The sequence below is a fragment of the Halopseudomonas sp. genome (genome assembly GCF_047631575.1).
Lineage (GTDB): Bacteria > Pseudomonadota > Gammaproteobacteria > Pseudomonadales > Pseudomonadaceae > Halopseudomonas.
The window spans coordinates 807,579-832,563 of the sequence record NZ_JBLIAB010000001.1 but is presented as its reverse complement, the minus strand read 5'-3'; the positions used below and the strand labels follow the sequence as shown (position 1 = coordinate 832,563).

Sequence of the window (24,985 nt, the reverse complement as noted above, 5' to 3'; positions counted from 1 at the left end):
GGTTAGGGATGTTGCGTTGTGAGAACGGGTTAGCAGTCTATATTATAAGCGCATTTTTTTTGTTTTAGCTATTTGCGCTTGTGCTACGACTGTTATTTAATGTATGAAAACATAAACCGTCCGTAAGTGTCGGATGCTGATAGGAAATTGGCTGTGCTAGGGCTCATAAAGAAAAAAGCAAACACGCTTCTGGGCATCGACATTAGCTCCACTACGGTGAAGCTTCTCGAACTCAGTCGTTCAGGAAACCGCTATAAGGTAGAAGCCTATGCGGTTGAACCCCTCCCACCCAGTGCGGTCGTCGAGAAAAATATCGTCGAGCTTGAAGGTGTCGGTCAGGCCTTGGAGAAAGTCCTGGCCCGATCTCGTAGCTCGCTGAAGCAGGCCGCTGTTGCGGTCGCCGGCTCCGCAGTGATCACCAAGACCATCGAGATGGATGCGGGGCTTGATCCTGACGAGATGGAAGAGCAGATCAAGCTCGAAGCTGATCAGTACATACCTTACCCCCTTGACGAAGTCGCAATCGATTTCGAGGTTCAGGGCGTATCGCCGCGTAACGCTGAGCGAGTCGAGGTCCTTTTGGCGGCTTGCCGTCGAGAGAACGTCGATATTCGTGAGGCGGCGCTGGTGTTGGCCGGGCTCAATGCACGTGTGGTCGAAGTTGAGGCCTACGCGATGGAGAGAGCCTGTGAGCTGGTAATTGGTCAGTTAGAAGGCGATCGAAATGACGTCACGGTCGCGGTGATCGATATTGGCGCCACCATGATGACCCTGAGTGTGCTCAGCAAAGGTAGGATCATCTATACGCGAGAGCAGCTGTTCGGCGGTAAGCAGTTGACCGACGAAATTCAGCGGCGTTACGGACTTTCCCAGGACGAGGCTGGCCTGGCGAAGAAGCAGGGCGGGTTGCCGGATGACTACGAAGGCGAGGTGCTGAGTCCGTTCAAGGATGCGGTAGTACAGCAGGTCTCGCGCTCATTACAGTTCTTCTTTGCCGGTGGTCAGTACAACGATGTCGATTACATCCTGCTAGCTGGTGGTACGGCTTCGATTCCTGGGCTTGATCAGCTGATTCAGCAAAAAATCGGCACCACGACGCTGGTGGCCAACCCTTTTGCAAATATGACCTTGTCAAACAAAGTCGACGCCGTCGCGCTCAGCAATGACGCTCCGGCGCTGATGATTGCCTGCGGTCTGGCAATGAGGAGTTTCGACTAATGGCTCGCATTAACCTATTACCCTGGCGCGAGCAGCTCAGGGAAGAGCGCAAGAAAGAATTTTTGACCGTACTGGTGTTAGTCGTTCTATTTGCCGGTGGCCTTGTTTTTCTTGGCGATCGTTTCCTGAATGGCAAGATTGATCACCAGAACGATCGAAATGAGTTTTTGCAAAAGGAAATCACCCTCCTGGAAGCGCGTATAAAAGAGATCGAACAACTACAAGCACGACGCACGCAGTTGCTCGATCGCATGAAAATCATTCAGGACCTGCAAGGTAATCGTCCGATTATCGTTCGGGTTTTCGACGAGCTGGCGCGCTCTCTGCCAGACGGTGTGTATTTTGGTTCCCTGGACATGAAAGGTCCTACTATCAGCGTTAAAGGTAGTGCTGAGTCAAACAGCAGAGTCTCGAATCTGATGCGGCAAATGGATGCGTCCGATTGGCTGACATCGCCAAATCTGACCGCAGTGCGAGCAGTCACGGCTGGTGGCCTGGACCAAGCTAACGTCTTTGAGCTGTCGGTCAAGCAGACCGAGCCTGGCGCCGTTACCGCTGAGGGAGAACAGCAGCCATGAGCCTGTCCACATCCGTAGAAAGTTTCAAGAAAATTGATGTCAATAACATCGACTTCAACAACGTTGGCGCCTGGCCTGGCGCTCTCAAGTTCATAGTAGGCCTGTTACTGCTTATTGCTCTGATGTTTGCAGGCTATCACTTTCACCTCAAGGATCTGCAAGTGGTTCTTGAGCGCAGTGAGGTGCAGGAAGTTACCTTGAGAGAAGATTTCGTAGCGAAATCCTTCCGCGCGGCGAATCTTGAAGCTTACAAAGATCAGCTGGTAGAAATCGAAGAGCGTTTTGGCACACTGCTCAAGCAGTTGCCCAGCGATACTGAAGTTCCTGGTCTGTTGGAAGACATAACGCAGATGGGCCTTAATAGTGGTCTGGAGTTCGAGTCAATTACATTGCAGCCGGAAACGGCTAAGCAATTCTATATTGAACTGCCGATCAGCATTGTGGTGCAGGGTAACTATCATGATCTGGGCACCTTCGTCAGCAGCATCGCCAGCTTGCCGCGTATTGTTACGCTCCACGATTTTACTATAGCGCCGGTGGCCGAGGGCAATCCAGATCTATTGAAGATGAGCATTCTCGCTCGGACTTATCGTTATAACGACACAGGAGGCCAGCAATGATCATGCACAAGCGTGTATGGGCCCTGGCCCTTCTTCCAGCGTTGCTACTGAGCGGTTGCGGCGATAGCGGTTACGCCGATCTGCAAGCATTCATGGCCGAGACCCGCGCCAAGCCGGCGGGGAATATTGAGCCGCTGCCTCGCTTCAAGGTTTATGAGGCATTCACTTACAGTGCTGCGTCGCTTCGCAGTCCTTTCCAGCCACCCATTCGCATCGATGTGACACAGCGTCAGCGGGGTTCGCAGGATATCAAGCCAGATGAAGACAGAGTTAAACAGTTCCTTGAAGGATTCAATATCGAGGGATTTGAGATGGTTGGAACCCTGAGCGACGGTGGCGGCATTCAAGCGCTTGTTCGCGGTGCTGGCAGCGTGCACAGGGTGCAGATGGGTGACTATCTGGGTCGCAACCACGGCCGCATAATTGCGATCGAAGAAGGCCGTGTCGACGTAGTCGAAATCGTCCCGGACGGGGAAGGCGGTTGGTTGGAGCGCCCGAGAACGCTCAGCTTGCCTGAGCGCGGATAAGTCAACCAGGGAGAGAAATCATGAACTGTAAACAGTCAAGCGTGGAACGCAATCAAATGCCTCTAGCCAAGAAGTTTTCGCTCGCCGCCGTTATTGTGCTGCTGAGCCCATTGGCCCTCGCGGCCAACCTCCAAAATCTCGACGTGGCTTCGTTGCCCGGTGAGCGGGTCGAGCTCAAGCTCAGCTTTGACGAGCCGGTAACGTCGGTCCCGAAGGGCTATACCATCGAGCAACCTGCACGGATTGCAATTGACCTGCCGGGTGTCAAGAGTCAGTTGGATTCACGCAATCGCGAGCTAGGCATGGGTAACGCCAGAAGCCTCACGGTGGTTGAAGCAAACGATCGTACTCGCCTTATCATCAATCTCACGAGCCTTGTCCCATATACCACTCGAACCGACGGTAATGATCTCTATGTACTAGTAGGTGAAGGTGATGCGCCGGGCTACGGCTCGACATCGGCATCGGCTCCAGTCGCACCCACTGTCGTCCCGGATGACTGGCGCGCCTCTTCCGAACCCGTAGTTTCCAGCAACCCAATGATGGGTGGACCCTCGATCCTCGGTCTGGATTTCCAGCGTGGTGATCAGGGTGAAGGTAACGTTGTTATTGACCTTTCCGACCCCTCTGTCCAGGTAGATGTCCAAGATCAAGGTGGCAAGATTCGCTTGAGCTTTCCTGACACACAGTTGCCCGATGCACTCAGAGTTCGTCTGGATGTCACTGATTTCGCCACTCCAGTTAACTTTGTGAATGCGTCGAGTAGCAATGGCAATGCCATCGTCAACATCGAGCCGACTGGATTCTATGAGCACCTGGTTTACCAGACCGACAAGCGTCTGATAGTCAGTTTCAAGCCGCTTAGCCGTACCGAATCAGAAAAACGCAACGCCGACGCCTTCGCTTACACCGGTGAGAAGTTGTCGCTGAACTTTCAAGATATTGAAGTCCGCTCAGTTCTGCAGCTAATTGCTGACTTTACGGATCTCAATCTGGTGGCTAGTGACACAGTGCAGGGCAGTATCACGCTGCGTTTGCAGAATGTACCTTGGGATCAGGCGCTCGATTTGGTGCTTAAGACCAAAGGCCTGGACAAGCGCAAGATTGGTAATGTGCTACTGGTAGCCCCGGCTGCTGAGATTGCCGCCAGAGAGCGGCAGGAGTTGGAATCACAACAGCAGATCGCCGAGTTGGCTCCTTTGCGTCGCGAGCTTATTCAAGTTAATTACGCACTCGCTTCTGAAATAGCCAGCCTGTTTGCATCGGTTACCGCCGCTGATGGCGAGCAGCGTGGCTCAATTACAGTTGACAACCGTACTAACAGTATTATTGCGCTCAAAACTCAGCAGGAGCTAGATGAGCTTCGCCGTATTGTTGCGCAGCTGGACATACCGGTTCGTCAGGTCATGATTGAAGCGCGTATCGTAGAAGCGAACGTAGGTTTTGATAAGGCGCTCGGGGTACGCTGGGGCGGTAATGTCAATCTAGGCAACCGCTTTGAAACCTTCGGTCGCGGAGCGGGCGGTGCGGCTATGCCTACTCCCGCAGTGAATGCACCTTTTGTTGACATGGGTGTTGTTGGAGCAACCTCGGGTATTGGTATCGGCTTTATAACTAATAATGCGATTCTTGATCTCCAGCTCTCTGCCATGGAAAGTACAGGAAACGGTGAAGTGATCTCGCAGCCCAAAGTAGTTACCTCCGACAAGGAAACGGCGAAGATTCTGAAAGGTTCTGAGATCCCTTATCAGGAAGCGAGCTCCAGCGGTGCAACGACTACTGCCTTCGCTGAAGCAGTGCTATCTTTGGAAGTGACCCCGCAGATCACACCGGACAACCAAGTGATCATGGAAGTTATCGTGACCAAGGACGAGCCTGATTTCACCAATGAAGTTAATGGCGTGCCGACCATTCGCAAGAATGAAGTCAACGCCAAGATTCTGGTGGGTGATGGTGAAACTATCGTGATTGGTGGCGTGTTCTCCAGCGAGACACAAAATAGTCAGATGAAAGTGCCATTTCTGGGAGACTTGCCAGTATTGGGTAAGATGTTCCGCCGCGATGTTACTTCTGAGAGCAAATCTGAGCTGTTGATTTTTCTGACTCCGCGCATCATCAAGAACGGCGCAATTACCGTGGCAAGGTAATCGCATTGCGCAATGTCTTTCTGGTAGGCCCGATGGGGGCAGGCAAAAGCACCATCGGGCGACTGCTCGCCAAGGAACTCAAATACCCCTTCAAGGATTCTGATCGTGAAATAGAAGCTCGTACTGGGGCTGATATTCCGTGGATTTTTGATGTAGAGGGAGAAGAGGGATTCCGCGAGCGTGAAGAAGCAATGATCGCGGAATTAGTGAACGAGCACGGTATCGTCTTAGCCACTGGCGGAGGTGTGGTTATGCGAGCCTCTAACCGGCAGGCACTCTCAGCCAGCGGGTTAGTTGTTTACCTGCGCACCAGCGTGGATCAGCAACTGCAGCGAACGTCCAAAGATCGGCAGAGACCCCTGCTACTCAATGCTGATCCTGAGCGAGTATTACGCGAGCTGATGGCGAAACGCGACCCTCTCTACCGTGAGATTGCAGACATCACCATCGATACTGACCAGCGCGGTCCAAAAGTGGTCGTGAATACCATCCTAGGTCGTCTGCTCGAAACCGACCCCTGAACTACCCCATTTTATTTGCACGCTCTCAGAGCAGCCATAGGGCGCCCACGATGGTGCCGTCTGTTGTATTCTTGCCGGATTCCTTTGGGAGAAATTAATATGCAACAACTGACGGTCGAGTTAGGGGATCGCAGCTATCCAATTTTTATCGGTGTTGGCTTGATCGGGCAGCGTGATTTGTTTGCTCCTTTCATCGCCGGAAAGCAGGTGTGTATTGTTACCGACGATACGGTAGCGCCTCTGTACCTGAAAACATTGCAAGAAACCCTGCAGGGTTATCAGTTATCGACGGTTGTTCTCCCTACAGGTGAGTCTTATAAAAACTGGACAACGTTGCAGCAGATTTTCGATACCCTACTTGCTGAGCGGCACGACAGGCGAACGACTCTGATAGCACTGGGTGGCGGTGTGATTGGTGATATGACAGGATTTGCTGCGGCCTGCTATCAGCGCGGTGTCAACTTTATCCAGGTACCGACAACACTGCTTTCACAGGTGGACTCCTCCGTTGGCGGCAAGACCGGTATAAACCACCCCGCTGGAAAGAACATGCTCGGTGCTTTCCATCAGCCCCAGGCGGTTATCATCGATACGGCAAGCCTCAGCACTTTGCCTCCCAGAGAGATTAGTGCGGGGCTCGCTGAAGTGATCAAATACGGTCTGATCCGCGATCCACAGTTCCTCGACTGGCTTGAAATTAACATGGCCGCACTGCGTGAATTGCAGCATGACCTGGTAACCGAGGCGATTGCCCGATCCTGTTCAGCTAAAGCCGAAGTTGTAGCGGCGGACGAGCGCGAGGGTGGTGTGCGTGCGACCCTTAATTTAGGACATACTTTTGGGCACGCGATCGAAGCACACCAGGGTTATGGCCAGTGGTTGCACGGTGAGGCTGTTGGCGCAGGTATGGTAATGGCACTGGATATGTCTAGACGGATTGGGTGGATCGACCAGGCGGAGGCTGAGCGAGGGATTCGCATCATCAAGTCGGCAGGTCTGCCGATATGTTCGCCGGCCTCAATGAGTCCCGCTGACTTTATCGAGTTAATGGCAGTAGACAAGAAGGTGCTGGATGGTCAGTTGAGGCTAGTATTGCTCAAAGCCATCGGTGAAGCGGTGGTAACAGCCGAGTTTGATTCAGAAACCTTGCAGGCAACCCTTGCGGAAGTCCAATCATGACAGATCGACAGGAAACGAGCATGAATGCGTTGAGTGGCGCTGAAAGTATCGAAGAGTATTATCAGCTTAGCCACGATCCCTTCGCGACGAGGACCCCTGGGTTTAAATTTTTTACGCCCCAGCGCAAGACGGTATTAGCGCAGTTGCATCACCTTGCTCGCTATGGTGATCGGTTGTTGTTGGTAACCGGCCCTGAAGGAAGTGGCAAGACCTTACTAAGGCAGGTGCTTCTGGCCAGCAGTAATAAAGATACGACTCAATGCGTAGTCACCACTGCGCGGGAGTGTTCGGGCGATGCTGCGTTGATCTCTTTTTTCTGCCAGGCAGTAAACGCCGGTGGCAGAGATCCGGCAGCGCTGATGCTCAGGGCCGAGCAATTACATGCCACTGGCATCAATCTGTATTTGATTGTTGATGATGCTCAACTTCTGGAGCAGGGAGCGCTGCAGGAGTTGGTTGATCTAAGTCGTGTGGGCGGAGCTGAATCACCAATACGGATCTTTCTGTTTGCCGACGATAGCATTCAGCCGGCTCTTGATCGTGTTGATGCGGAGGAGGAAGGCGCTCAGTGGTTGCATCAGATACCTCTACAGGCTTACTCGTTAGATGAGACCCGAGATTACATTGCACAGCGATTAGAGGCTGCTGGACAGGGCATAGAACTGTTGGATGAAGAGCAGATTCAGTGGATTCACCGACACAGCGGTGGCTGGCCTGGTCGGGTCAACGAAGCGGCAAGGCAATCCATGCGAGACGCCATGGAAGAGCATGATGCACCAGTATCGGCGCGAGGCGTTGGTTTGCCGTTTAAATCAATACTTGCTGTTGTTCTGGTGGCGGTAGGTATCGGGTTTGCGTGGTTTATGGGCGATCGTCAGGAGGCGCCAACCACTACTGTTCTGGAGTTACCTGACCCAGTGGTATCGGTCACGGTCAGCGACGATCCCCAGCTTGCAGAGCTGACCGAACTGAACGCACAGCCCGGAGCTGCTGTTCTGGCACAGGAGCGCGAAACGGTTTCTGAGCCTGAGGCGGCTGTTGCCGAAAAGACGTCATCAGCCCCAAGTGAAGAGCGCCCGGCAACGGTTAATCTTTTTCCGAGCAGTCAGCCAGCCACTGAGCTGAGCCCTGGTGTTTCTTCGCCTGCTAAGGCGACTGACAGTGATAGTCGTCTTGCTGCAGAGCCGGCGGATACTAAATTGGTTGCTCAAAAGGCGGCTCAGGCGCCCATTGCCGCAACGCCTAAAGTTGAACCTAGTGTGAGCTCGGGTGTTCATGGGGCGGACTGGTATCGTGCGAGCGCAGCAGGCAATTACGTGCTGCAGGTGCTCGGATCGCAGCGTCGCGAAGCCGCAAAAGGGTTTATTGCTGCTCATTCCGGTGTAGCTAATCTGGGGATGTTTGAAACCACGTATCAGGGCAAACCCTGGTTCGTTGTGACTCAGGGTAATTACGCCAATCGGCAGCAGGCCCAGCAGGGCGTATCGGTACTACCGGAACCTATGCGGCGTGGTAATCCCTGGCCGCGCTCAATGGCTGACATACAGCAATCGCTCGACTGAGCCGATGATGCGGGGTTGGCGTGCTTTGCCAGCCCGATTTAACAGGTGGCCGTTGTGCTTAAATGTTTCGTATTTACGACATTTGGATACGTTAATGCGGCACCCTGCGCTTAAAAAAAATTGTGGGCATAAGAACCGCTGTGTACACTTATCGTCCTTTCGTCCGGCGCCGAGCCAGATCCAGTCTCGTTTGAATCTCGTAAGCGTCTGAATTTAATAGCATTTGAGAGTGTGCCTATGAAAGCAGGTTTATATCAGCCTGATCAGTTCAAGGATAACTGTGGTTTTGGCCTTATCGCCCACATGCAGGGCGAGCCGAGCCACCACTTGTTGCTGACGGCCATTGAAGCTCTGACGTGTATGACCCACCGTGGCGGTATCAACGCAGACGGCAAAACCGGTGACGGCTGTGGTCTGCTGATTCAGAAGCCTGATCGTTTCCTGCGTGAGGTGGCTCAAGAGTCACTGGGTGCGGCATTGCCGGATCAGTATGCTGTGGGCATGATCTTCATGGGCGCTAGCGATGCCTCCGCTACTCTCGCACGCTCTGCGTTCGACGCCGCGCTGGAAAGCCAAGGCCTGTTTTCTCTTGGCTGGCGGGAAGTTCCGGTAGACAGCAGCGTGCTGGGTCCGCTCGCGCTAAGCTGCATGCCGCGCATTGAACAGGTATTCGTTTCCGGCGAAGGTATTGATGAACAGGCGTTCGGGATCAAGCTGTTCTATGCTCGCCGCAAGGCTGAGATCGCCATGGAGGCGGACGCTGACTTTTATGTCTGCAGCCTGTCGCACAAGGTTATTTCGTACAAAGGTTTGATGATGCCAGCTGATCTGGGACGCTTCTATCCAGATCTGAGCGATCAACGCATGGAGACCGCGATCAGCGTATTCCACCAGCGCTTCTCCACTAATACGTTGCCCAAATGGCCGCTGGCCCAGCCTTTCCGTCTGGTCGCGCACAATGGTGAAATCAATACCATTACGGCTAACCGCAATTGGGCGCATGCCCGGCGGAACAAGTTCACCAACGAATTGCTACCTGATCTGGAAAGTATTTCGCCGATCGTCAACGTCACCGGATCGGACTCGTCGAGCATGGACAACATGCTCGAGTTGCTGCTGGCTGGCGGCATGGATCTGTTTCGAGCTATTCGTATGGTTGTTCCACCTGCCTGGCAGAATGTTGAAACCATGGATGCCGATTTGAAGGCGTTCTATGAGTTTAATTCGATGCACATGGAAGCCTGGGATGGTCCAGCCGGCATTGTACTGACAGAAGGTCGCTACGCAGTGTGTCTTCTTGACCGCAATGGTCTGCGCCCGGCCCGCTATGTGGTCACGAAAAATGGCTACATCACCGTGGCCTCCGAAATTGGAGTATGGAACTATCAACCTGAAGATGTTATCAGCAAGGGTCGCGTCGGTCCGGGTCAGATACTCGCGGTTGATACTGAGACCGGTGAAGTGCTGCATACCACTGACGTTGAAGGCCGTTTGAAGTCACGCCATCCTTATCGCAAGTGGCTGAAGGAAAACGCGTTGCGCATCCAGGCCACTATGAATGACCGCGACCATGGTGCGGATTTCCTCAACCCGGAACAACTCAAGCAACACATGAAGATGTTCCAGGTCACGTTCGAAGAGCGTGATCAGGTGCTGCGTCCATTGGCCGAAAATGGTCAGGAAGCAGTGGGTTCGATGGGTGACGATACACCCATGGCGGTGCTCTCAACTCGCGTTCGTTCAGTCTACGACTACTTCAGACAACAGTTTGCTCAAGTCACAAACCCGGCAATCGACCCGCTTCGTGAGGCGATTGTGATGTCCCTGGAAACCTGCGTCGGCGCCGAGCGCAACGTTTTTGAGGAGACTGCAGAGCATGCCAACAGAGCGATCCTAAGCAGCCCGGTGATGTCGCCTGCCAAGTGGCGCACCTTGATGAATTTGGATCGTCCTGGCTTCAGCGTCCAGCGTATTGAGCTTAACGTGGCTGCCGATATGCCCTTGTCCGAAGCCATCAAGGGTATTGCCTTGCAGGCCGAGGCCGCTGTGCGTGAGGGCAAAACACTTCTTGTACTCAGTGACCGTTACATCGAAGAAGGCAAGTTGCCGGTGCATGCTGCACTGGCAGTTGGCGCGGTACATCACCATCTGATCGAGGTGGGATTGCGCTGCGACTGTAATATCCTGGTCGAGACCGCGACTGCCCGTGATCCGCATCACTACGCTGTGCTGATCGGCTTCGGTGCCACTGCTGTATACCCGTACCTGGCCTACGAAGTGCTGGGCGACCTTATTCGCACCGGCGAAGTAATCGGTGATCTGTATGAAGTATTCAAGAGTTATCGCAAGGGTATCTCCAAGGGCCTGCTGAAGATTCTGTCGAAGATGGGCATTTCCACCATCGTGTCCTATCGTGGCGCACAGTTGTTTGAAGCGGTCGGTCTGGCCGACGAAATAGTCGATGTGTGTTTCCGCGGAGTGGTCAGTCGCATCCAGGGTGCGCGCTTCAGCGATCTGCAGATGGAGCAGAGCCTGTTGGCGAAAGAAGCCTGGAACCCCCGCAAGGCAATCCAGCAGGGCGGTCTGCTGAAGTTCATTTTCGGTGGCGAATATCACGCTTATAATCCGGATGTGGTGCGTACACTGCAGGACGCCGTTCAGGGTGACAGCTACGACAAATATCTGGAGTACGCTGCACTCGTTAATAGTCGTCCGGTCGCATCATTGCGCGACCTTCTGCGTCTACGCGATGACCAGACCCCCGTCGAGCTCGACCAAGTCGAGCCGCTGGAAAGCATTTTTAAGCGTTTCGACTCCGCTGGTATTTCACTTGGAGCGCTTTCGCCGGAAGCTCACGAGGCTATTGCCGAAGCAATGAATCGCTTGGGCGCGCGTTCAAATTCCGGAGAGGGTGGGGAAGACCCGGCCCGCTATGGCACTAGCCGCAGCTCCAAGATCAAGCAGATCGCTTCCGGGCGCTTTGGTGTGACGCCGGAATATCTGGTTAACGCCGATGTGTTGCAGATCAAAGTAGCCCAGGGCGCCAAGCCAGGTGAAGGCGGGCAGCTGCCCGGTGGCAAGGTGAATGAGCTGATTGCTCGGCTTCGTTATGCGGTACCCGGTGTGACGCTGATCTCACCGCCGCCGCATCACGATATCTATTCGATCGAAGACCTGTCGCAATTGATCTTTGACCTCAAGCAGGTCAATCCCAAGGCGCTGGTCTCGGTCAAGTTGGTCTCGGAGCCGGGCGTCGGCACGATCGCCGCTGGTGTTGCCAAGGCGTATGCCGACCTGATCACCATTTCCGGCTACGACGGCGGTACGGGTGCATCACCGCTCACTTCAATCCGTTATGCCGGTTCACCCTGGGAGCTGGGGTTGTCAGAGGCGCACCAGACTCTCCGCGGCAATGACTTGCGCGGTAGAGTCCGCGTGCAAACCGACGGGGGTCTTAAGACCGGCCTCGATGTGATCAAGGCGGCTATTTTAGGCGCTGAAAGCTTTGGCTTCGGCACTGCACCTATGATCGCGCTTGGCTGCAAATACCTGCGTATCTGCCACCTGAACAACTGTGCGACCGGTGTGGCCACGCAGAATAAACACCTGCGCGACAATCACTTCATCGGTACCGTGGAAATGGTGGTGAACTTCTTTACCTACGTCGCGACTGAAACACGTGAGTGGATGGCCAAACTGGGCGTGACTCATTTGCAGGACCTGATCGGACGGACGGATTTGCTGGAAATCTTGCCGGGTAACACCAGCAAGCAGCAGAACCTGAATCTTGAGCCATTGCTGTTTAGCAAAGATGTGCCGGCAGACAAGCCACAGTATTGCCAGTCACCGCGCAACGAGCCGTTTGATAAAGGTCTTACAGCAGAGAAGATGGTCGAGTTTGCCCGTGCGGGTATCGACGGGTTGACCGGCGGTGAGTTCGAGATGAAGTTGACGAACTGTGACCGCTCGATTGGTGCGCGTGTATCGGGTGAGATTGCCCGCGTCCACGGAAACCAGGGCATGGTTGGTGCGCCGATAACCTATCGTTTCAAGGGTACTGCTGGTCAGAGCTTTGGCGTCTGGAATGCTGGTGGTCTGCACATGTATCTCGAGGGCGATGCCAACGATTACGTTGGTAAGGGCATGACCGGTGGCAAGTTGGTTATAGTGCCGCCCAAGGGCAGTCCGTTCCGCTCGGAAGAGACCGCCATTATCGGCAACACCTGCCTTTACGGCGGAACAGGCGGCAAATTGTTCGCAGCTGGTAGTGCGGGTGAGCGCTTCGCAGTGCGTAACTCAGGTTGCCACGCGGTAATTGAGGGTGCAGGTGATCACTGCTGTGAGTACATGACTGGTGGAATGGTCTGTGTGCTGGGTACGACAGGCCATAACTTTGGTGCGGGTATGACCGGTGGCTTTGCTTTCGTACTGGATCAGGACAATAGCTTTTTCGACAAACTGAATCATGAGTTGGTCGAATTGCATCGGATTTCCAGCGAGTCTATGGAGTCCTATCGCAGCTACTTGACCATGGTGTTGACTGAGTACGTGGCAGAAACAGACAGCGCCTGGGGCGCCGAAGTACTCGACAACCTGGATAATTACATCCGTCGTTTCTGGCTCGTCAAGCCTAAGGCTGCGAGCCTCGGTGCATTGCTGAGCAGCACTCGAGCCAGCCCGCAATAAGGTGATTGTCTGGCATCAGGCTTGATCATTTTGATCGGGCTTGGCCCCAAGGTGAATGTTTGCAGCGGTACACCGTTGGCGTGCCGCTGCAGCTAAGAGGTTTATTTATGGCTGACCGTTTGAACAACGACTTCCAGTTTATCGATGTGGGCCGCAAGGATCCGCAGAAGAGACCATTGCGAGCACGCAAGACGCAGTTCGTCGAGATTGCTGAACAGTACAAGCCCGAGCAGGCTGCTGATCAGTCACATCGTTGCCTGGAGTGTGGTAATCCGTACTGCGAGTGGAAATGCCCAGTACACAATTACATCCCTAACTGGCTCAAGCTGGTATCGGAGGGCAATATACTCGAGGCGGCTGAACTGGCGCATCAGACCAATACCTTGCCGGAAGTCTGTGGCCGGGTCTGCCCGCAGGACCGCCTCTGTGAAGGTGCCTGCACTCTGAATGATGGCTTTGGTGCGGTCACTATCGGTTCGGTAGAGAAATATATCGCTGACACAGCCTTTGCGATGGGCTGGCGTCCGGATTTGTCCCATGTGGTACCCACCGGTAAGCGCGTAGCTATTATTGGTGCTGGCCCTGCCGGGCTTGGTTGCGCGGATGTTCTGGTGCGTGCGGGTGTCAGTCCTGTCGTTTTCGATCGTAATCCGGAAATCGGTGGTCTACTGACGTTCGGTATTCCTGAGTTCAAACTTGAGAAGACGGTCATGTCGCGTCGGCGCGAGGTCTTTGAGGGGATGGGTATCGAGTTTCGTCTGAATACCGAGATCGGCAATGAAGTGACTATCGACCAGTTGCTCGATGAGTACGATGCTGTCTTCATGGGCATGGGTACCTATACCTATATGAAAGGTGGCTTTCCCGGTGAAGATCTGCCCGGCGTTCACGATGCGCTGGATTTCCTGATCGCCAACGTTAACCGTAATCTGGGATTTGAGAAGTCTGAACACGACTTCATCAATCTCAAAGGCAAGCGTGTGGTCGTATTGGGCGGTGGTGATACGGCGATGGATTGTAATCGTACCTCTATCCGTCAGGGTGCCAAGTCGGTTCATTGTGCCTATCGTCGTGATGAAGAGAACATGCCCGGTTCGCGCAAGGAAGTGAAGAATGCAAAGGACGAAGGCGTAAAATTTCTGTTCAATCGGCAACCTATCGCCATCGTCGGCGAAGATCATGTTGAGGGCGTCAAAGTCGTTGAGACGCGGCTTGGCGAACCCGATGCCCGCGGTCGACGTAGCCCTGAGCCCATTCCTGGCTCCGAGGAAATTATTCACGCTGATGCAGTGATCATCGCCTTCGGTTTTCGTCCAAGCCCTGCCGAGTGGTTTGCTGGCAAGAATGTGAATACGGATAGCCAGGGACGTGTTGTTGCCGTGGAGAAGGCTCAGTATCATTTCCAGACCAGCAACCCAAAGATTTTCGCTGGTGGCGATATGGTTCGTGGTTCGGACCTGGTTGTTACTGCGATATGGGAAGGCCGTCAGGCCGCCGAGGGTATTCTTGAGTATCTTGAACTCTGAATTATCTGAAGCGATAGACAGGGCGCCTCAGGGCGCCCTTTTTGTATCAATACGCAGAGAGTGTGCGTGGCGCAAACACATGTTGCGGCAACCGGCCACGGGTGTATGCCTGGTCCCGCTGATCTTTATCCCGTTTTCCCGGTACAATGCCCGCTGATTCCGCAATTGGATGCTTATTTCATGCCCCAACTAAAAAATGACCGTTTCCTGCGTGCTCTGATGCGCGAGCCTGTAGATGTGACTCCGGTATGGATGATGCGCCAGGCTGGGCGTTATCTTCCTGAGTATCGCGAGGCGCGCACACGTGCGGGTGACTTCATGGGGTTGTGCATGAATCCGGAAAGAGCCTGTGAGGTAACACTGCAACCGCTGGAACGCTTCCCGCTGGATGCTGCAATCCTGTTCTCCGACATACTGACCATCCCGGATGCAATGGGATTAGGTTTGTATTTTGAAACCGGTGAAGGCCCACGTTTTCGTAAGCGGATAGATACGCCCGCCGACGTTGAAGCACTGAAAGTTCCGGATCCAGAGCAGGATCTGGGTTATGTGATGAATGCAGTGCGCACTATTCGCAGCGAGCTCAATGGTCGTGTGCCGCTGATTGGTTTTTCCGGTAGTCCATGGACGCTGGCAACCTACATGGTTGAAGGGGGGTCGTCGAAAGACTTTCGCAAGACCAAAGCCATGCTCTACGACGAGCCTGAAGCGATGCATCAGTTGTTGGGTAAGCTGGCTGAGTCGGTCACTTCTTATCTTAACGGTCAGATCATGGCGGGCGCCCAGGCAGTGCAGATCTTTGACACCTGGGGTGGCAATCTCTCGGCTGATGCGTACCAGAAGTTCTCGTTGGCCTATATGCGTAAGATTGTTTCTGGGCTAATTCGTGAGCATGATGGGCGTCGTGTACCGGTTATTCTGTTTACCAAAAATGGTGGTCTCTGGCTGGAAAGCATTGCCGATACCGGCGCCGATGCCCTGGGACTGGACTGGACGATCGATATGGGTGCAGCCCGTTCCAGAGTCGGTTCAAGAGTTGCCTTGCAGGGCAATATGGATCCTACCGTGCTGTATGCGAAACCGGCCGCCATCCGCGAAGAGGTTGCGCGTATCCTGAAAAGCTACGGCAAAGGTAACGGTCATGTTTTCAACCTGGGGCATGGTATTACGCCTGAGGTTGATCCGGCTCACGCCGGCGCCTTTATTGAAGCCGTACACGAGTTGTCTGCGATCTATCATGACCCGTCTGCTATCTTGGTCTGATTACATTCGGCGGTACGCAAGGCTGACAGGGAGTAGGATATGCGGCGGGTAATTTTTAATCAAAAAGGCGGCGTTGGAAAATCCAGCATTGCCTGTAATCTGGCAGCGGTCAGTGCGGCCGCCGGGTACAAGACCCTGGTGGTGGACCTTGATCCTCAGGCAAACTCAAGCCATTACCTGATGGGTGATGGATTAGTCGATGTGGACCTGACCATTGCGGATTTTTTTGCGCAAACGCTTTCTACCAGCTTGTTCAACAAGAAAGCCGAACAGTTTGTCACCGAAACGCCATTCGAGAATCTCTGGCTGATGGCAGCGAGTCCCGAACTGGCCGAATTGCAGCACAAGCTCGAATCGCGGTACAAGATCCAAAAGCTGCGCAAATTGCTGAATGACCTCAAAGATAATTACGAACGGATCTATATAGATACCGCTCCGAGCTTCAACTTTTATACGATCTCCGCACTGATCGCATCAGACCGTTGCCTCATCCCATTCGATTGCGACAGTTTTTCCAGGCAGGCGTTGTATGGCTTGCTCAGAGAGCTGGAAGACATCAAAGAAGAGCATAACGAGGGCTTGGAAGTTGAAGGTATCGTGGTTAATCAATTCCAGGCCAGGGCGTCGCTACCGCAGCAAATGCTTGATGAATTAATTGCTGAAGGCCTACCGGTGATTCCGGTGTATTTGTCCAGCTCGGTGCGCATGCGCGAATCACACCAGGTCAATACGCCGCTGATCTTTCTCGATGGCAAGCACAAGCTGACCCAGCAGTTTATTGCTCTGCACGAGCATATAGAGGCAGGTTAACGCAGTCAGCGTGCGACCAATACATCGCAGGGTGGTTCGCGTAACAGTGCTAGAGCCAGGCTGCCCAGAAGTGTTTCGCTCATGCCGCTTCGGCTGTGACTTCCCAGTGCAATGAAGCTGGGATGCAACCGCGCTATAGCCTGCTCAAGAAATGTCCGAACCTCCCCGGTCTGTATCTGCAAATCTGCTGTGGGCCGCGGCGTACCAAGCATATCCAGGATCTCGAACTCATCTTCCAATAAATCGGAAAGGGTTTCCTGTTGTTCTGCTATGAAAGCATCGCGGGCGGCAGGTCCGGACAGGCGGGCCCCCAAGGGTGGGTTGCACAGGTGCAGAGCGTGCAGCTGACCCCCATTGAGAATCAACGCAGCGCTGCGCAAGGCCTCACTGGCGCAGGTTGAAAAATCCAGGGCCAGCAATCCACTTTCATAAGTACCGCCGTCGCCGGCAACTAGCAGGACAGGCACTGAGGAGAGTCGGCTGACTCGCTCAAGCGTCGTCCCAACAAACAGTTCAGGACTACGTTGGTGATGCTTGCCCATGACCAGCAGCTGGGCGCTCTGCTCGCTCGCCGCGCGCAAAATGGTTTCGGCGACAGGCCCTCTTTTAATAACTAGTTGCATATCGGCAACTTCTTTTCCCGGGCATCGGGCCAGTTGCTTGCCAAGCAGGTTTTTTGCTTCCGCACAGGCCCTATCCTGTACAGGCAGTGGCAGCTGATTATCTACCGTATGCAGGGCAATAAGGGGTATGTTCAGACGGTTGGCGAGCATACAGGCTCGACTGACGGCCAGATCTGATTCCGGGCTTAGGTCGCTGGCAACAATAATGGGTGACACGGCAGACACTCCTTTAAGATAGTTTTAGCAGTATGCCTGTCCCGATTGTCAGATTATTTGATCCGAATCAAGCTTTACGCCCTTGGCTGCTTTCAGATATTGACCTGTCAGTGAGTGCATGGGCATGCTTGACGATACACCCCTGACGGAAAATAACGAAAATGAAGCTCGAAACACTCGCGATACACGCCGGTTATTCGCCGGATCCCACCACCAAGTCGGTCGCAGTGCCTATTTATCAGACCACGTCCTATGCTTTCGACAGTACTCAGCATGGCGCCGATCTTTTCGACCTCAAGGTGCCGGGTAATATCTATACCAGGATCATGAATCCAACCAATGCGGTATTGGAGCAGCGGCTTGCAGAGATGGAAGGCGGTGTGGGCGGCCTGGCGGTGGCTTCTGGGATGGCGGCGATCACTTATGCTATTCAGACGCTGGCAGAAGTCGGGGACAATATCGTCTCGGTAGCCAAGTTGTACGGTGGGACTTATAACCTGTTTGCGCATACCCTACCGCGTCAGGGTATCGAGGTGCGTTTTGGCGCGCATGGCGATATTGCAGAGCTCGAGAGTCTCATTGATGCGCGCACCAAGGCAGTCTTTTGTGAGTCTGTCGGCAACCCGTCAGGCAATATTATCGATATCGCAGCACTGGCCGCAGCGGCCCATCGCCATGGCGTCCCGCTGATAGTGGATAACACGGTAGCCACTCCTGCGTTATGCCGCCCGATCGAGCACGGTGCGGATGTCGTCGTGCATTCCCTGACCAAATACATTGGCGGGCATGGCACAACCTTGGGCGGCATGGTAATTGATAGCGGCCGCTTTCCCTGGGCAGACAATGCCGAGCGCTTCCCGCTGCTGAACAGCCCCGATCCGTCCTATCATGGTGTGGTTTATACCGATGCCTTTGGGCCCGCCGCCTTTATCGGGCGTTGTCGCGTGGTACCACTGCGAAATATGGGCGCAGCACTCTCACCGATGAATGCCTTCCAGATCCTTATGGGCCTGGAAACCTTGTCGTTGCGGATGGAGCGGCATTGCGAAAATGCCATGAAGGTAGCCCACTATCTGCAGCAGCATCCTCAGGTCAGCTGGGTGCAGTTCGCCGGTTTGCCGGATCATCCAGAGCATGCCCTGGCTCAGCGTTATATGGGCGGCATCCCGGCCTCGATCCTGTCGTTTGGCATCAAGGGTGGGCAGGAGGCGGGCGCGCGCTTTATAGATGCGCTGGAGCTGATTGTGCGACTGGTCAATATTGGCGATACCAAATCATTGGCCTGCCACCCGGCTACCACGACACACCGTCAGCTCAACGACGAGGAGCTGGTCAAAGCCGGTGTGCCTCGGGATATGGTGCGGCTGTCGATCGGTATTGAGCATATCGATGACATCCTTGCGGATCTCGAGCAGTCCCTCAAGGCGGCTGAATAACCGCAGCTGCCTCGTTAGAGCAGATCTGATCATCCCGCTGATCAAGCCGGAAATAGAGGCCAGATCAGCGGGATAATCAGAGTGGCTGTGGCCCACATGATCAAATTCATCGGGATGCCGATTCGCATGAAATCGGTAAACTTGTACCCACCCGCGCTGTAGACAAAGGTGTTGGTCTGATAACCAATGGGGGTAGCAAAACTGGCGCTGGCAGCAAACATGACAGCAACCACAAAAGGACGCGGGTCTGCTCCCAGTTGGTGCGCTACGCCGATCGCGATTGGGGTGAGTAGGACCGCCACGGCGTTATTGCTGACGATCTCGGTCAGTATCGAAGTTAACAAATAGATGAAGGAAAGCATGAAGAGAGGGCCCATCAGAGGCGCCAGTAGCATTACCTGATCGACCACGCTATCCACCAAGCCTACCTTGTTCATTGCGATGCTGATGGCCAGCATGCCGAAAATAATAGTCAGGATGCGCCAATCAATAGCTTTGTAGGCATCCTCTGTATCCAGACACCCTGTTGCAAGCACGATGGCAGTCGCAATCATGGCTAGGCCTTCTATCGGCATTATCCGTAGTGCCGCCAGAACCATCACACTCAACACTGCAGCAATAGCAATGGGCGCCTTGGTGCGTCGGTAGGCGCGTTCATGCACTGTATTCAAGCTGATAAGGTCACCGTTATCGGCGAACTTACGGATCTGTGTCGGTGTGCCCTCGACCAGCATCACGTCGCCGAACTGTAGCTGAAAATCATCTAGATTATTCTGGATGTTCTCGTTGTGTCGGTGGATTGCCAAGACATGAATTCCGTAGCGGGCGGTCAGGTTAAGATCGCGCATTGGCCGGTGACTGTAACGCGAATTGCGTCCGACTATGGCTTCTGCCAGCACCACGTCACGGGTCGAGATAGTCTCGAAACTGGCTGGCTGCTCATGATTGAAGGTGAGTAGGCCGTTTTGTCGTAGCTCTATGAAATCACGCATGTTGGCATGGAGAACCAGGCGATCTCCGGCGCTCAGTATTGTGGAGTTGACCGGGGTGGACAATTCCTCGTCGCCCCGGAAGATCTTCAGGACCTGAATGCCGCTGTCACCGTTGAGTTTGGCTTCGCTGATACTCTGGTTCACCACGGGTGAATCATGGGGCACCAGTAGCTCGGTCATGAATGGCCGGCTCTGGTCAGGACGCAGTTGCTTGGACAAACTTTCACGATCGGGCAGCAAACGATGGCCGACCAACATGATGAACGCCAGGCCTATAGCTGCCATGATAAGACCTGGCAGAAATATCTCAAACATGCCAAAGGGCTCCATGCCCTGATCCCTGGCAACCCCATCGACCAGAATATTGGTCGAGGTGCCAATCATCGTCATGGTGCCGCCGAGTATCGTCGCATAGGACAGCGGTATGAGCATCTTCGATGCCTTGCTGCCGACCTGGGCGGCTAACGTCACTGCAACCGGAGTCAGGATGGCGACCACCGGGGTATTGTTAATAAAAGTCGAGAGCACCATCGCGGTCAGCATCAGGCTGAACAAAGTGCGCAATGGACTACCGCCACCCATGCGTGACAACCATTTCCCCAGACCGTCAACACAGCCGGTACGCTCTAGTGCAGCGGAGAGCACGAACATGCAGGCGATAGTGATAGGCGCGCTGTTAGACAGGATGCCGAGCACGTCGGCAGGTGTCAGCAGGCTGCTGATCAGCAGAATTGCCACTGCGATGCCGACGACGACGTCGGGGCTAAATTTTTCCCAGGCGAATGCATAGAAAATCCAGCAGAGCAGTAGGGCGACGCCAATCATTGGCAGGGAATCCCAGCTCATCAAACCAAACCTTATAACGTTGAGGTTCCGCGTGTCGGATCCTGTGAGGCCGCCACAGTAAAAGGGATGGCTAATATTGTCCAAGCACGAAAACTGATTTTTATATAATGAAAAAGTATAAGTAATGGCTTGGCTCTAGAGTTTTATATGCGAATTTTGGCCCAGTAGGGTCTTTTAACTCACTGTGATCGGAGCTGTGTTTGCTTTTTCTTATGCCTTTGTATCAAGCAGTCAAATTGGAGGGGGTATCCCTTGACCGCTACCCGCTGTCGGCATAGTGTTCAAACAACTGTATGAATTCTGATGGTTGGCATGTTCCAGCCGTCCCCCCTAGCGAGATTTAGCCATGCCTAATTACAAAGCTCCGTTACGCGAAATGCGCTTCGTGATGGAAGAACTGCACGACTTTGGCGCGGCTTACGAGCGCTTTGAACTGACCGAAGCTACACCGGATCTGATTTCCGCGGTCATGGAAGAAAGTGCCAAGTTTGCCGGCGAAGTTCTGGCTCCACTGAATCGTTCTGGCGATGAGGAAGGTTGCCATATTGATGATGGTGTAGTAACAACCCCCGCTGGGTTCAAGGAAGCCTATCAACAGTTTGTCGACAATGGCTGGGCTTCGATGACCGGCCCGGAAGAGTTCGGCGGGCAGGGTTTGCCTGCGTCACTGGGATTTGTTGTCGCTGAGATGATTGGTTCGGCTAACTATGCATGGGGCATGTACCCCGGTCTGAGCCAGGGTTGCGCCGCTGCGATCCGCGCGCACGGCAGCCAGGAGCAAAAGGAGCTGTACCTAAATAAACTGGTTCCGGGTCAGTGGACGGGTTCCATGTGCCTGACCGAGCCCCAGTGCGGTACGGATTTGGGACTGACCAAAACACGTGCAGTGCCTCAGGCTGATGGCAGTTACCAGATTACCGGTACCAAGATCTTTATCTCCTGTGGTGAACATGATTTTGCCGAAAATATTGTCCACCTGGTATTGGCTAAGCTTCCAGATGCGCCCGAAGGCACCAAGGGTATTTCGTTGTTCATCGTGCCCAAGTTCCTGCCTGATGCCAATGGTGAAAAGGGCGAGCGTAACGGCGTCAAGTGTGGCTCGCTCGAGCACAAGATGGGCATCAAGGCATCTGCTACCTGCGTGATGAACTTTGATGACGCTAAGGGTTTTCTGATCGGCGAGGTCAACAAGGGTCTCAACTGCATGTTCACGATGATGAACCACGCGCGCTTGGGAACCGGTATGCAAGGGTTGTGTCATGGCGAAGCCTCCTACCAGAGCGCACTTGCCTACGCCAAGGATCGTCTGTCGATGCGTGCACTCTCTGGCCCTGCCGAGCCAGAAAAACCCGCCGATCCGATCATTGTGCATCCGGACGTGCGGCGCATGCTGCTGACCATGAAAGCATTCAATGAAGGTAATCGTGCCTTAGCTTTCTACACAGCGCAGCTGCTGGACAAAGCCCATTATTCCAAGGATGAAGCGGAACGGGAAAATGCCGAAGAGCAACTGGCATTCCTCACGCCCATCTGTAAAGCATTCATGACTGAGACCGGTCTTGAAGTGACCAACCACGGTATGCAGGTTTTCGGTGGTCATGGTTATGTGCGCGAGTGGGGCCAAGAGCAACAATTGCGTGATTGCCGTATCGGGCTAATCTACGAAGGTACCAATGGTATTCAGGCATTGGACTTGTTGGGTCGAAAGGTGCTGATGACTCAAGGCAAGATGCTGCGTGCTTTCACCAAGGAAGTGCACGTTTTCTGCAAAGAAAATGAGAACAACGCACAGTTCGGTGACTACGTTAAAAATCTTAGCAGCCTGAATGCCCAATGGGGCGAGATGACTCAGAAGATAGCCATGAAGGCTATGCAAGATAGGGAAGAAATTGGCTCTGCGGCAATGGATTACCTGATGTTCTCTGGTTACGTCGCGTTAGCATTTTTCTGGCTGCAGATGGCTATGACGGCACAGAAGCAACTTGACGCCGGAACCAGTGAAGAAAGCTTCTACAAGGCCAAGCTTGCCACGCAGGAGTTCTATTTCAAGCGACTGCTGCCGCGCGCCCAGGCGCATGTTGCGGCCGTGGAGTCCGGAGCTGATAACCTGATGCAAATGACGGCCGATCAGTTCTGAGGCTAGGTATGTGACTTCTGGCTGTGCGTAATATAGAAAAGCCCCGACCGGTTCGGGGCTTTTCTTTTAGCTGGCATTGCGAGCGCTGCTTTTCGTGACCAAGATTTACAAATTAGTCATTTAAAGACGCTGTCGATCTATTTGTTGTCGCGTTACACTTGACTGCTAGTTCCGGATGGTCCGGGCGTTCCTACTGCAAAAGGATTATTCCATGGCCGATTATAAAGCTCCCCTGCGTGATATTCGTTTCGTCCTCAACGAGGTATTCGAAGCCGACAAGCTGTGGCAGAGTCTGCCTGGCTTGAATGGTGCGATCGACGCTGAGACTGCCGAAGCCATGCTCGAGGAAGCCGGCAAGATCACCTCCCAGATTATTGCTCCGCTCAATCGCAGCGGCGATGAAGAGGGTGCCCACTGGAATGACGGTGTGGTAACGACGCCCGCAGGCTTTAAACAGGCTTATACCACCTATGCCGAAGGCGGCTGGGTGGGTCTTGGCGGCAACCCTGAGTTTGGCGGTCTGGGCATGCCCAAGACGCTCGGCGTTCAGGTCGAGGAAATGGTGTACGGTGCCAATAACAGTTTTGCGCTGTATCCGGCATTGACCGCCGGTTGCTGCTTGGCACTCGACGCTCATGGCAGTGAAGAGCTCAAGCGGGCCTATCTGCCCAACCTCTACAGCGGTACCTGGGCCGGCACCATGTGTCTGACCGAGCCCCATTGTGGTACCGATTTGGGCATTATTCGCACCAAGGCTGTACCGCAATCCAACGGTAGCTACGCGGTCACCGGCACCAAGATCTTTATCACTGGCGGTGAACACGACCTGACCGATAACATCATCCATCTGGTGCTGGCCAAGTTGCCCGACGCCCCAGCGGGTCCCAAGGGTATCTCCCTGTTCCTGGTGCCCAAGATGCTGGTCAACCAGGACGGCAGTCTGGGCGAGCGTAACAGCCTTAGCTGCGGTTCAATCGAGCACAAGATGGGGATCAAGGCGTCTGCTACGTGCGTAATGAATTTTGATGGTGCTCAGGGTTATCTGATCGGTGAAGTGAATAAAGGGCTCAATGCCATGTTCACTATGATGAATTACGAGCGTCTGTCGATTGGTATTCAGGGTATTGGCTGCGGCGAAGCCTCTTACCAGACCGCAGTGGCTTACGCCCGCGAGCGCACGCAAAGCCGCTCACCGACGGGTGCGATAGCGCCTGAGCAAGTAGCTGATCCGATTATCGTGCATCCAGATGTACGCCGTATGCTGTTGACCATGAAGGCTATGAATGAAGGAAGTCGCGCCTTTTCTACCTACGTCGGTTCGCAACTGGATATCAGCAAGTTTGCCGATGATCCGCAGATCAAGAAGAAGGGTGAAGATCTTGTAGCGCTCTTGACCCCGGTGGCCAAGGCATTCTTTACCGATATCGGTCTGGAAAGCTGTATCCATGGTCAGCAAGTGCTGGGGGGGCATGGTTATGTTCGTGAGTGGGGTCAGGAGCAACTGGTGCGTGATGCGCGCATTGGTCAGATCTACGAGGGTACTAATGGTATCCAGGCACTGGACCTGATGGGCCGCAAGACCGTAGCCAATAATGGCGCCTTCTTCAATGTGTTCGTCGAAGAGGTCAGGAGTTTTATCGCCGATAATCAGGATGCTGCATTGGCTGACTTTGTGCAGCCACTGGCAAAAGCGCTCACGAATCTGGAAGAGCTGACTGCGCTGGTGATCGATCGCAGCAAGACCAACCCTAATGAGGTTGGTGCCGCATCGGTCGAGTATCTGCATGTGTTCGGTTATACCGTATACGGCTACATGTGGACGCGCATGGCTAAAGCGGCGAATGCTCGGCTGAAAGAGGATAGCGACGGTTTCTATGCTGCGAAAATTGGCACGGGACGCTTCTTCATTAAACGATTGCTGCCACGCATTCACTCCCTCAGTGAAGCGGTGCGCGCGGGTAGCGAGCCGTTGTACGAGCTGGATGCGGCTCAGTTTTGATCGCAAAGAGCCTTGTAAGCAAATGCTTACAAGGCTGTTGGCAATTAGCTATGGGCAGTCCTTGCGCCTATGAGTAACATTGATTTGCTAAGAGCATCG

Annotated in this window: 17 protein-coding genes; 15 read left to right on the top strand and 2 right to left on the bottom strand. The window is 53.9% G+C overall.

Annotated features, from left to right (window positions below):
* The first annotated feature begins 153 nt into the window (after positions 1-153).
* From ACJAXR_RS03850 to ACJAXR_RS03795, 12 genes are all read left to right on the top strand, one after another.
* The gene (locus ACJAXR_RS03850; protein WP_415056901.1) at positions 154-1,218 is read left to right on the top strand and encodes a pilus assembly protein PilM; all 1,065 of its coding nucleotides are present in this window, start codon (positions 154-156) and stop codon (positions 1,216-1,218) included.
* On the top strand, positions 1,218-1,796 hold the full coding sequence (locus ACJAXR_RS03845; RefSeq protein WP_415056900.1) for a PilN domain-containing protein: 579 nt from the start codon (positions 1,218-1,220) through the stop codon (positions 1,794-1,796). The genes ACJAXR_RS03850 and ACJAXR_RS03845 overlap by 1 nt, the downstream gene beginning before the upstream one ends.
* On the top strand, positions 1,793-2,416 hold the full coding sequence (locus ACJAXR_RS03840) for a type 4a pilus biogenesis protein PilO (RefSeq protein ID WP_415056899.1): 624 nt from the start codon (positions 1,793-1,795) through the stop codon (positions 2,414-2,416). The genes ACJAXR_RS03845 and ACJAXR_RS03840 overlap by 4 nt, the downstream gene beginning before the upstream one ends.
* Before the next feature lie 2 nt (positions 2,417-2,418).
* The gene (locus tag ACJAXR_RS03835; RefSeq protein WP_415056982.1) at positions 2,419-2,943 is read left to right on the top strand and encodes a pilus assembly protein PilP; all 525 of its coding nucleotides are present in this window, start codon (positions 2,419-2,421) and stop codon (positions 2,941-2,943) included.
* Positions 2,944-2,999: 56 nt separating this feature from the next.
* Positions 3,000-5,090: a type IV pilus secretin PilQ gene (pilQ, locus tag ACJAXR_RS03830; RefSeq protein WP_415056981.1), complete on the top strand. Its 2,091-nt coding sequence runs from the start codon at positions 3,000-3,002 to the stop codon at positions 5,088-5,090.
* Between the two features lie 5 nt (positions 5,091-5,095).
* The gene (gene aroK / locus ACJAXR_RS03825; RefSeq protein WP_415056898.1) at positions 5,096-5,611 is read left to right on the top strand and encodes a shikimate kinase AroK; all 516 of its coding nucleotides are present in this window, start codon (positions 5,096-5,098) and stop codon (positions 5,609-5,611) included.
* Positions 5,612-5,710: 99 nt separating this feature from the next.
* Entirely contained in the window at positions 5,711-6,790 is a 1,080-nt protein-coding gene (gene aroB, locus ACJAXR_RS03820; RefSeq protein ID WP_415056897.1) for a 3-dehydroquinate synthase, read from the top strand.
* Positions 6,787-8,352 (top strand): AAA family ATPase, encoded by a 1,566-nt coding sequence (locus tag ACJAXR_RS03815; RefSeq protein WP_415056896.1) that lies wholly within the window; start codon positions 6,787-6,789, stop codon positions 8,350-8,352. The genes aroB and ACJAXR_RS03815 overlap by 4 nt, the downstream gene beginning before the upstream one ends.
* A 237-nt stretch (positions 8,353-8,589) precedes the next feature.
* Positions 8,590-13,038 (top strand): glutamate synthase large subunit, encoded by a 4,449-nt coding sequence (gene gltB, locus ACJAXR_RS03810; RefSeq protein WP_415056895.1) that lies wholly within the window; start codon positions 8,590-8,592, stop codon positions 13,036-13,038.
* Between the two features lie 107 nt (positions 13,039-13,145).
* On the top strand, positions 13,146-14,564 hold the full coding sequence (locus tag ACJAXR_RS03805; RefSeq protein ID WP_415056894.1) for an FAD-dependent oxidoreductase: 1,419 nt from the start codon (positions 13,146-13,148) through the stop codon (positions 14,562-14,564).
* A 180-nt stretch (positions 14,565-14,744) separates the two neighbouring features.
* Positions 14,745-15,827 (top strand): uroporphyrinogen decarboxylase, encoded by a 1,083-nt coding sequence (gene hemE / locus ACJAXR_RS03800; protein ID WP_415056893.1) that lies wholly within the window; start codon positions 14,745-14,747, stop codon positions 15,825-15,827.
* A gap of 39 nt (positions 15,828-15,866) precedes the next feature.
* Complete coding sequence (locus ACJAXR_RS03795; protein ID WP_415056892.1) at positions 15,867-16,637, top strand: ParA family protein; 771 nt, start codon at positions 15,867-15,869, stop codon at positions 16,635-16,637.
* Between the two features lie 5 nt (positions 16,638-16,642).
* Here ACJAXR_RS03795 and ACJAXR_RS03790 read toward each other — a convergent pair whose 3' ends face one another.
* Positions 16,643-17,476 carry a universal stress protein gene (locus ACJAXR_RS03790; protein WP_415056891.1) on the bottom strand — a complete coding sequence of 278 codons (834 nt, stop codon included), beginning with the start codon at positions 17,474-17,476 and terminating at the stop codon, positions 16,643-16,645.
* Positions 17,477-17,637: 161 nt separating this feature from the next.
* On the opposite strand from ACJAXR_RS03790, the gene ACJAXR_RS03785 reads away from it, so the two are divergent.
* Positions 17,638-18,912 carry a bifunctional O-acetylhomoserine aminocarboxypropyltransferase/cysteine synthase gene (locus ACJAXR_RS03785; RefSeq protein ID WP_415056890.1) on the top strand — a complete coding sequence of 425 codons (1,275 nt, stop codon included), beginning with the start codon at positions 17,638-17,640 and terminating at the stop codon, positions 18,910-18,912.
* A 41-nt stretch (positions 18,913-18,953) separates the two neighbouring features.
* Here the strand turns inward: ACJAXR_RS03785 and ACJAXR_RS03780 are convergent, their stop codons facing one another.
* On the bottom strand, positions 18,954-20,750 hold the full coding sequence (locus tag ACJAXR_RS03780) for an SLC13 family permease (protein WP_415056889.1): 1,797 nt from the start codon (positions 20,748-20,750) through the stop codon (positions 18,954-18,956).
* Positions 20,751-21,096: 346 nt separating this feature from the next.
* Here ACJAXR_RS03780 and ACJAXR_RS03775 point away from each other — a divergent pair, with 346 nt between their 5' ends.
* Both ACJAXR_RS03775 and ACJAXR_RS03770 read left to right on the top strand, forming a co-directional pair.
* The gene (locus tag ACJAXR_RS03775) at positions 21,097-22,887 is read left to right on the top strand and encodes an acyl-CoA dehydrogenase C-terminal domain-containing protein (RefSeq protein WP_415056888.1); all 1,791 of its coding nucleotides are present in this window, start codon (positions 21,097-21,099) and stop codon (positions 22,885-22,887) included.
* A gap of 211 nt (positions 22,888-23,098) precedes the next feature.
* Positions 23,099-24,886, top strand: coding sequence for an acyl-CoA dehydrogenase C-terminal domain-containing protein (locus ACJAXR_RS03770; protein WP_415056887.1), 1,788 nt, complete (start codon positions 23,099-23,101; stop codon positions 24,884-24,886).
* Positions 24,887-24,985 lie beyond the last annotated feature (99 nt).

Bases quoted from the DNA above. Each gene is read 5' to 3' on its own strand.
- ACJAXR_RS03845 (WP_415056900.1), top strand. From the start codon at position 1,218: ATGGCTCGCATTAACCTATTACCCTGGCGCGAGCAGCTCAGGGAAGAG.
- ACJAXR_RS03840 (WP_415056899.1), top strand. From the start codon at position 1,793: ATGAGCCTGTCCACATCCGTAGAAAGTTTCAAGAAAATTGATGTCAAT.
- ACJAXR_RS03835 (WP_415056982.1), top strand. From the start codon at position 2,419: ATGCACAAGCGTGTATGGGCCCTGGCCCTTCTTCCAGCGTTGCTACTG.
- pilQ (WP_415056981.1), top strand. From the start codon at position 3,000: ATGCCTCTAGCCAAGAAGTTTTCGCTCGCCGCCGTTATTGTGCTGCTG.
- aroB (WP_415056897.1), top strand. From the start codon at position 5,711: ATGCAACAACTGACGGTCGAGTTAGGGGATCGCAGCTATCCAATTTTT.
- ACJAXR_RS03815 (WP_415056896.1), top strand. From the start codon at position 6,787: ATGACAGATCGACAGGAAACGAGCATGAATGCGTTGAGTGGCGCTGAA.
- gltB (WP_415056895.1), top strand. From the start codon at position 8,590: ATGAAAGCAGGTTTATATCAGCCTGATCAGTTCAAGGATAACTGTGGT.
- ACJAXR_RS03805 (WP_415056894.1), top strand. From the start codon at position 13,146: ATGGCTGACCGTTTGAACAACGACTTCCAGTTTATCGATGTGGGCCGC.
- hemE (WP_415056893.1), top strand. From the start codon at position 14,745: ATGCCCCAACTAAAAAATGACCGTTTCCTGCGTGCTCTGATGCGCGAG.
- ACJAXR_RS03795 (WP_415056892.1), top strand. From the start codon at position 15,867: ATGCGGCGGGTAATTTTTAATCAAAAAGGCGGCGTTGGAAAATCCAGC.
- ACJAXR_RS03785 (WP_415056890.1), top strand. From the start codon at position 17,638: ATGAAGCTCGAAACACTCGCGATACACGCCGGTTATTCGCCGGATCCC.
- ACJAXR_RS03780 (WP_415056889.1), bottom strand. From the start codon at position 20,750: ATGAGCTGGGATTCCCTGCCAATGATTGGCGTCGCCCTACTGCTCTGC.
- ACJAXR_RS03775 (WP_415056888.1), top strand. From the start codon at position 21,097: ATGCCTAATTACAAAGCTCCGTTACGCGAAATGCGCTTCGTGATGGAA.
- ACJAXR_RS03770 (WP_415056887.1), top strand. From the start codon at position 23,099: ATGGCCGATTATAAAGCTCCCCTGCGTGATATTCGTTTCGTCCTCAAC.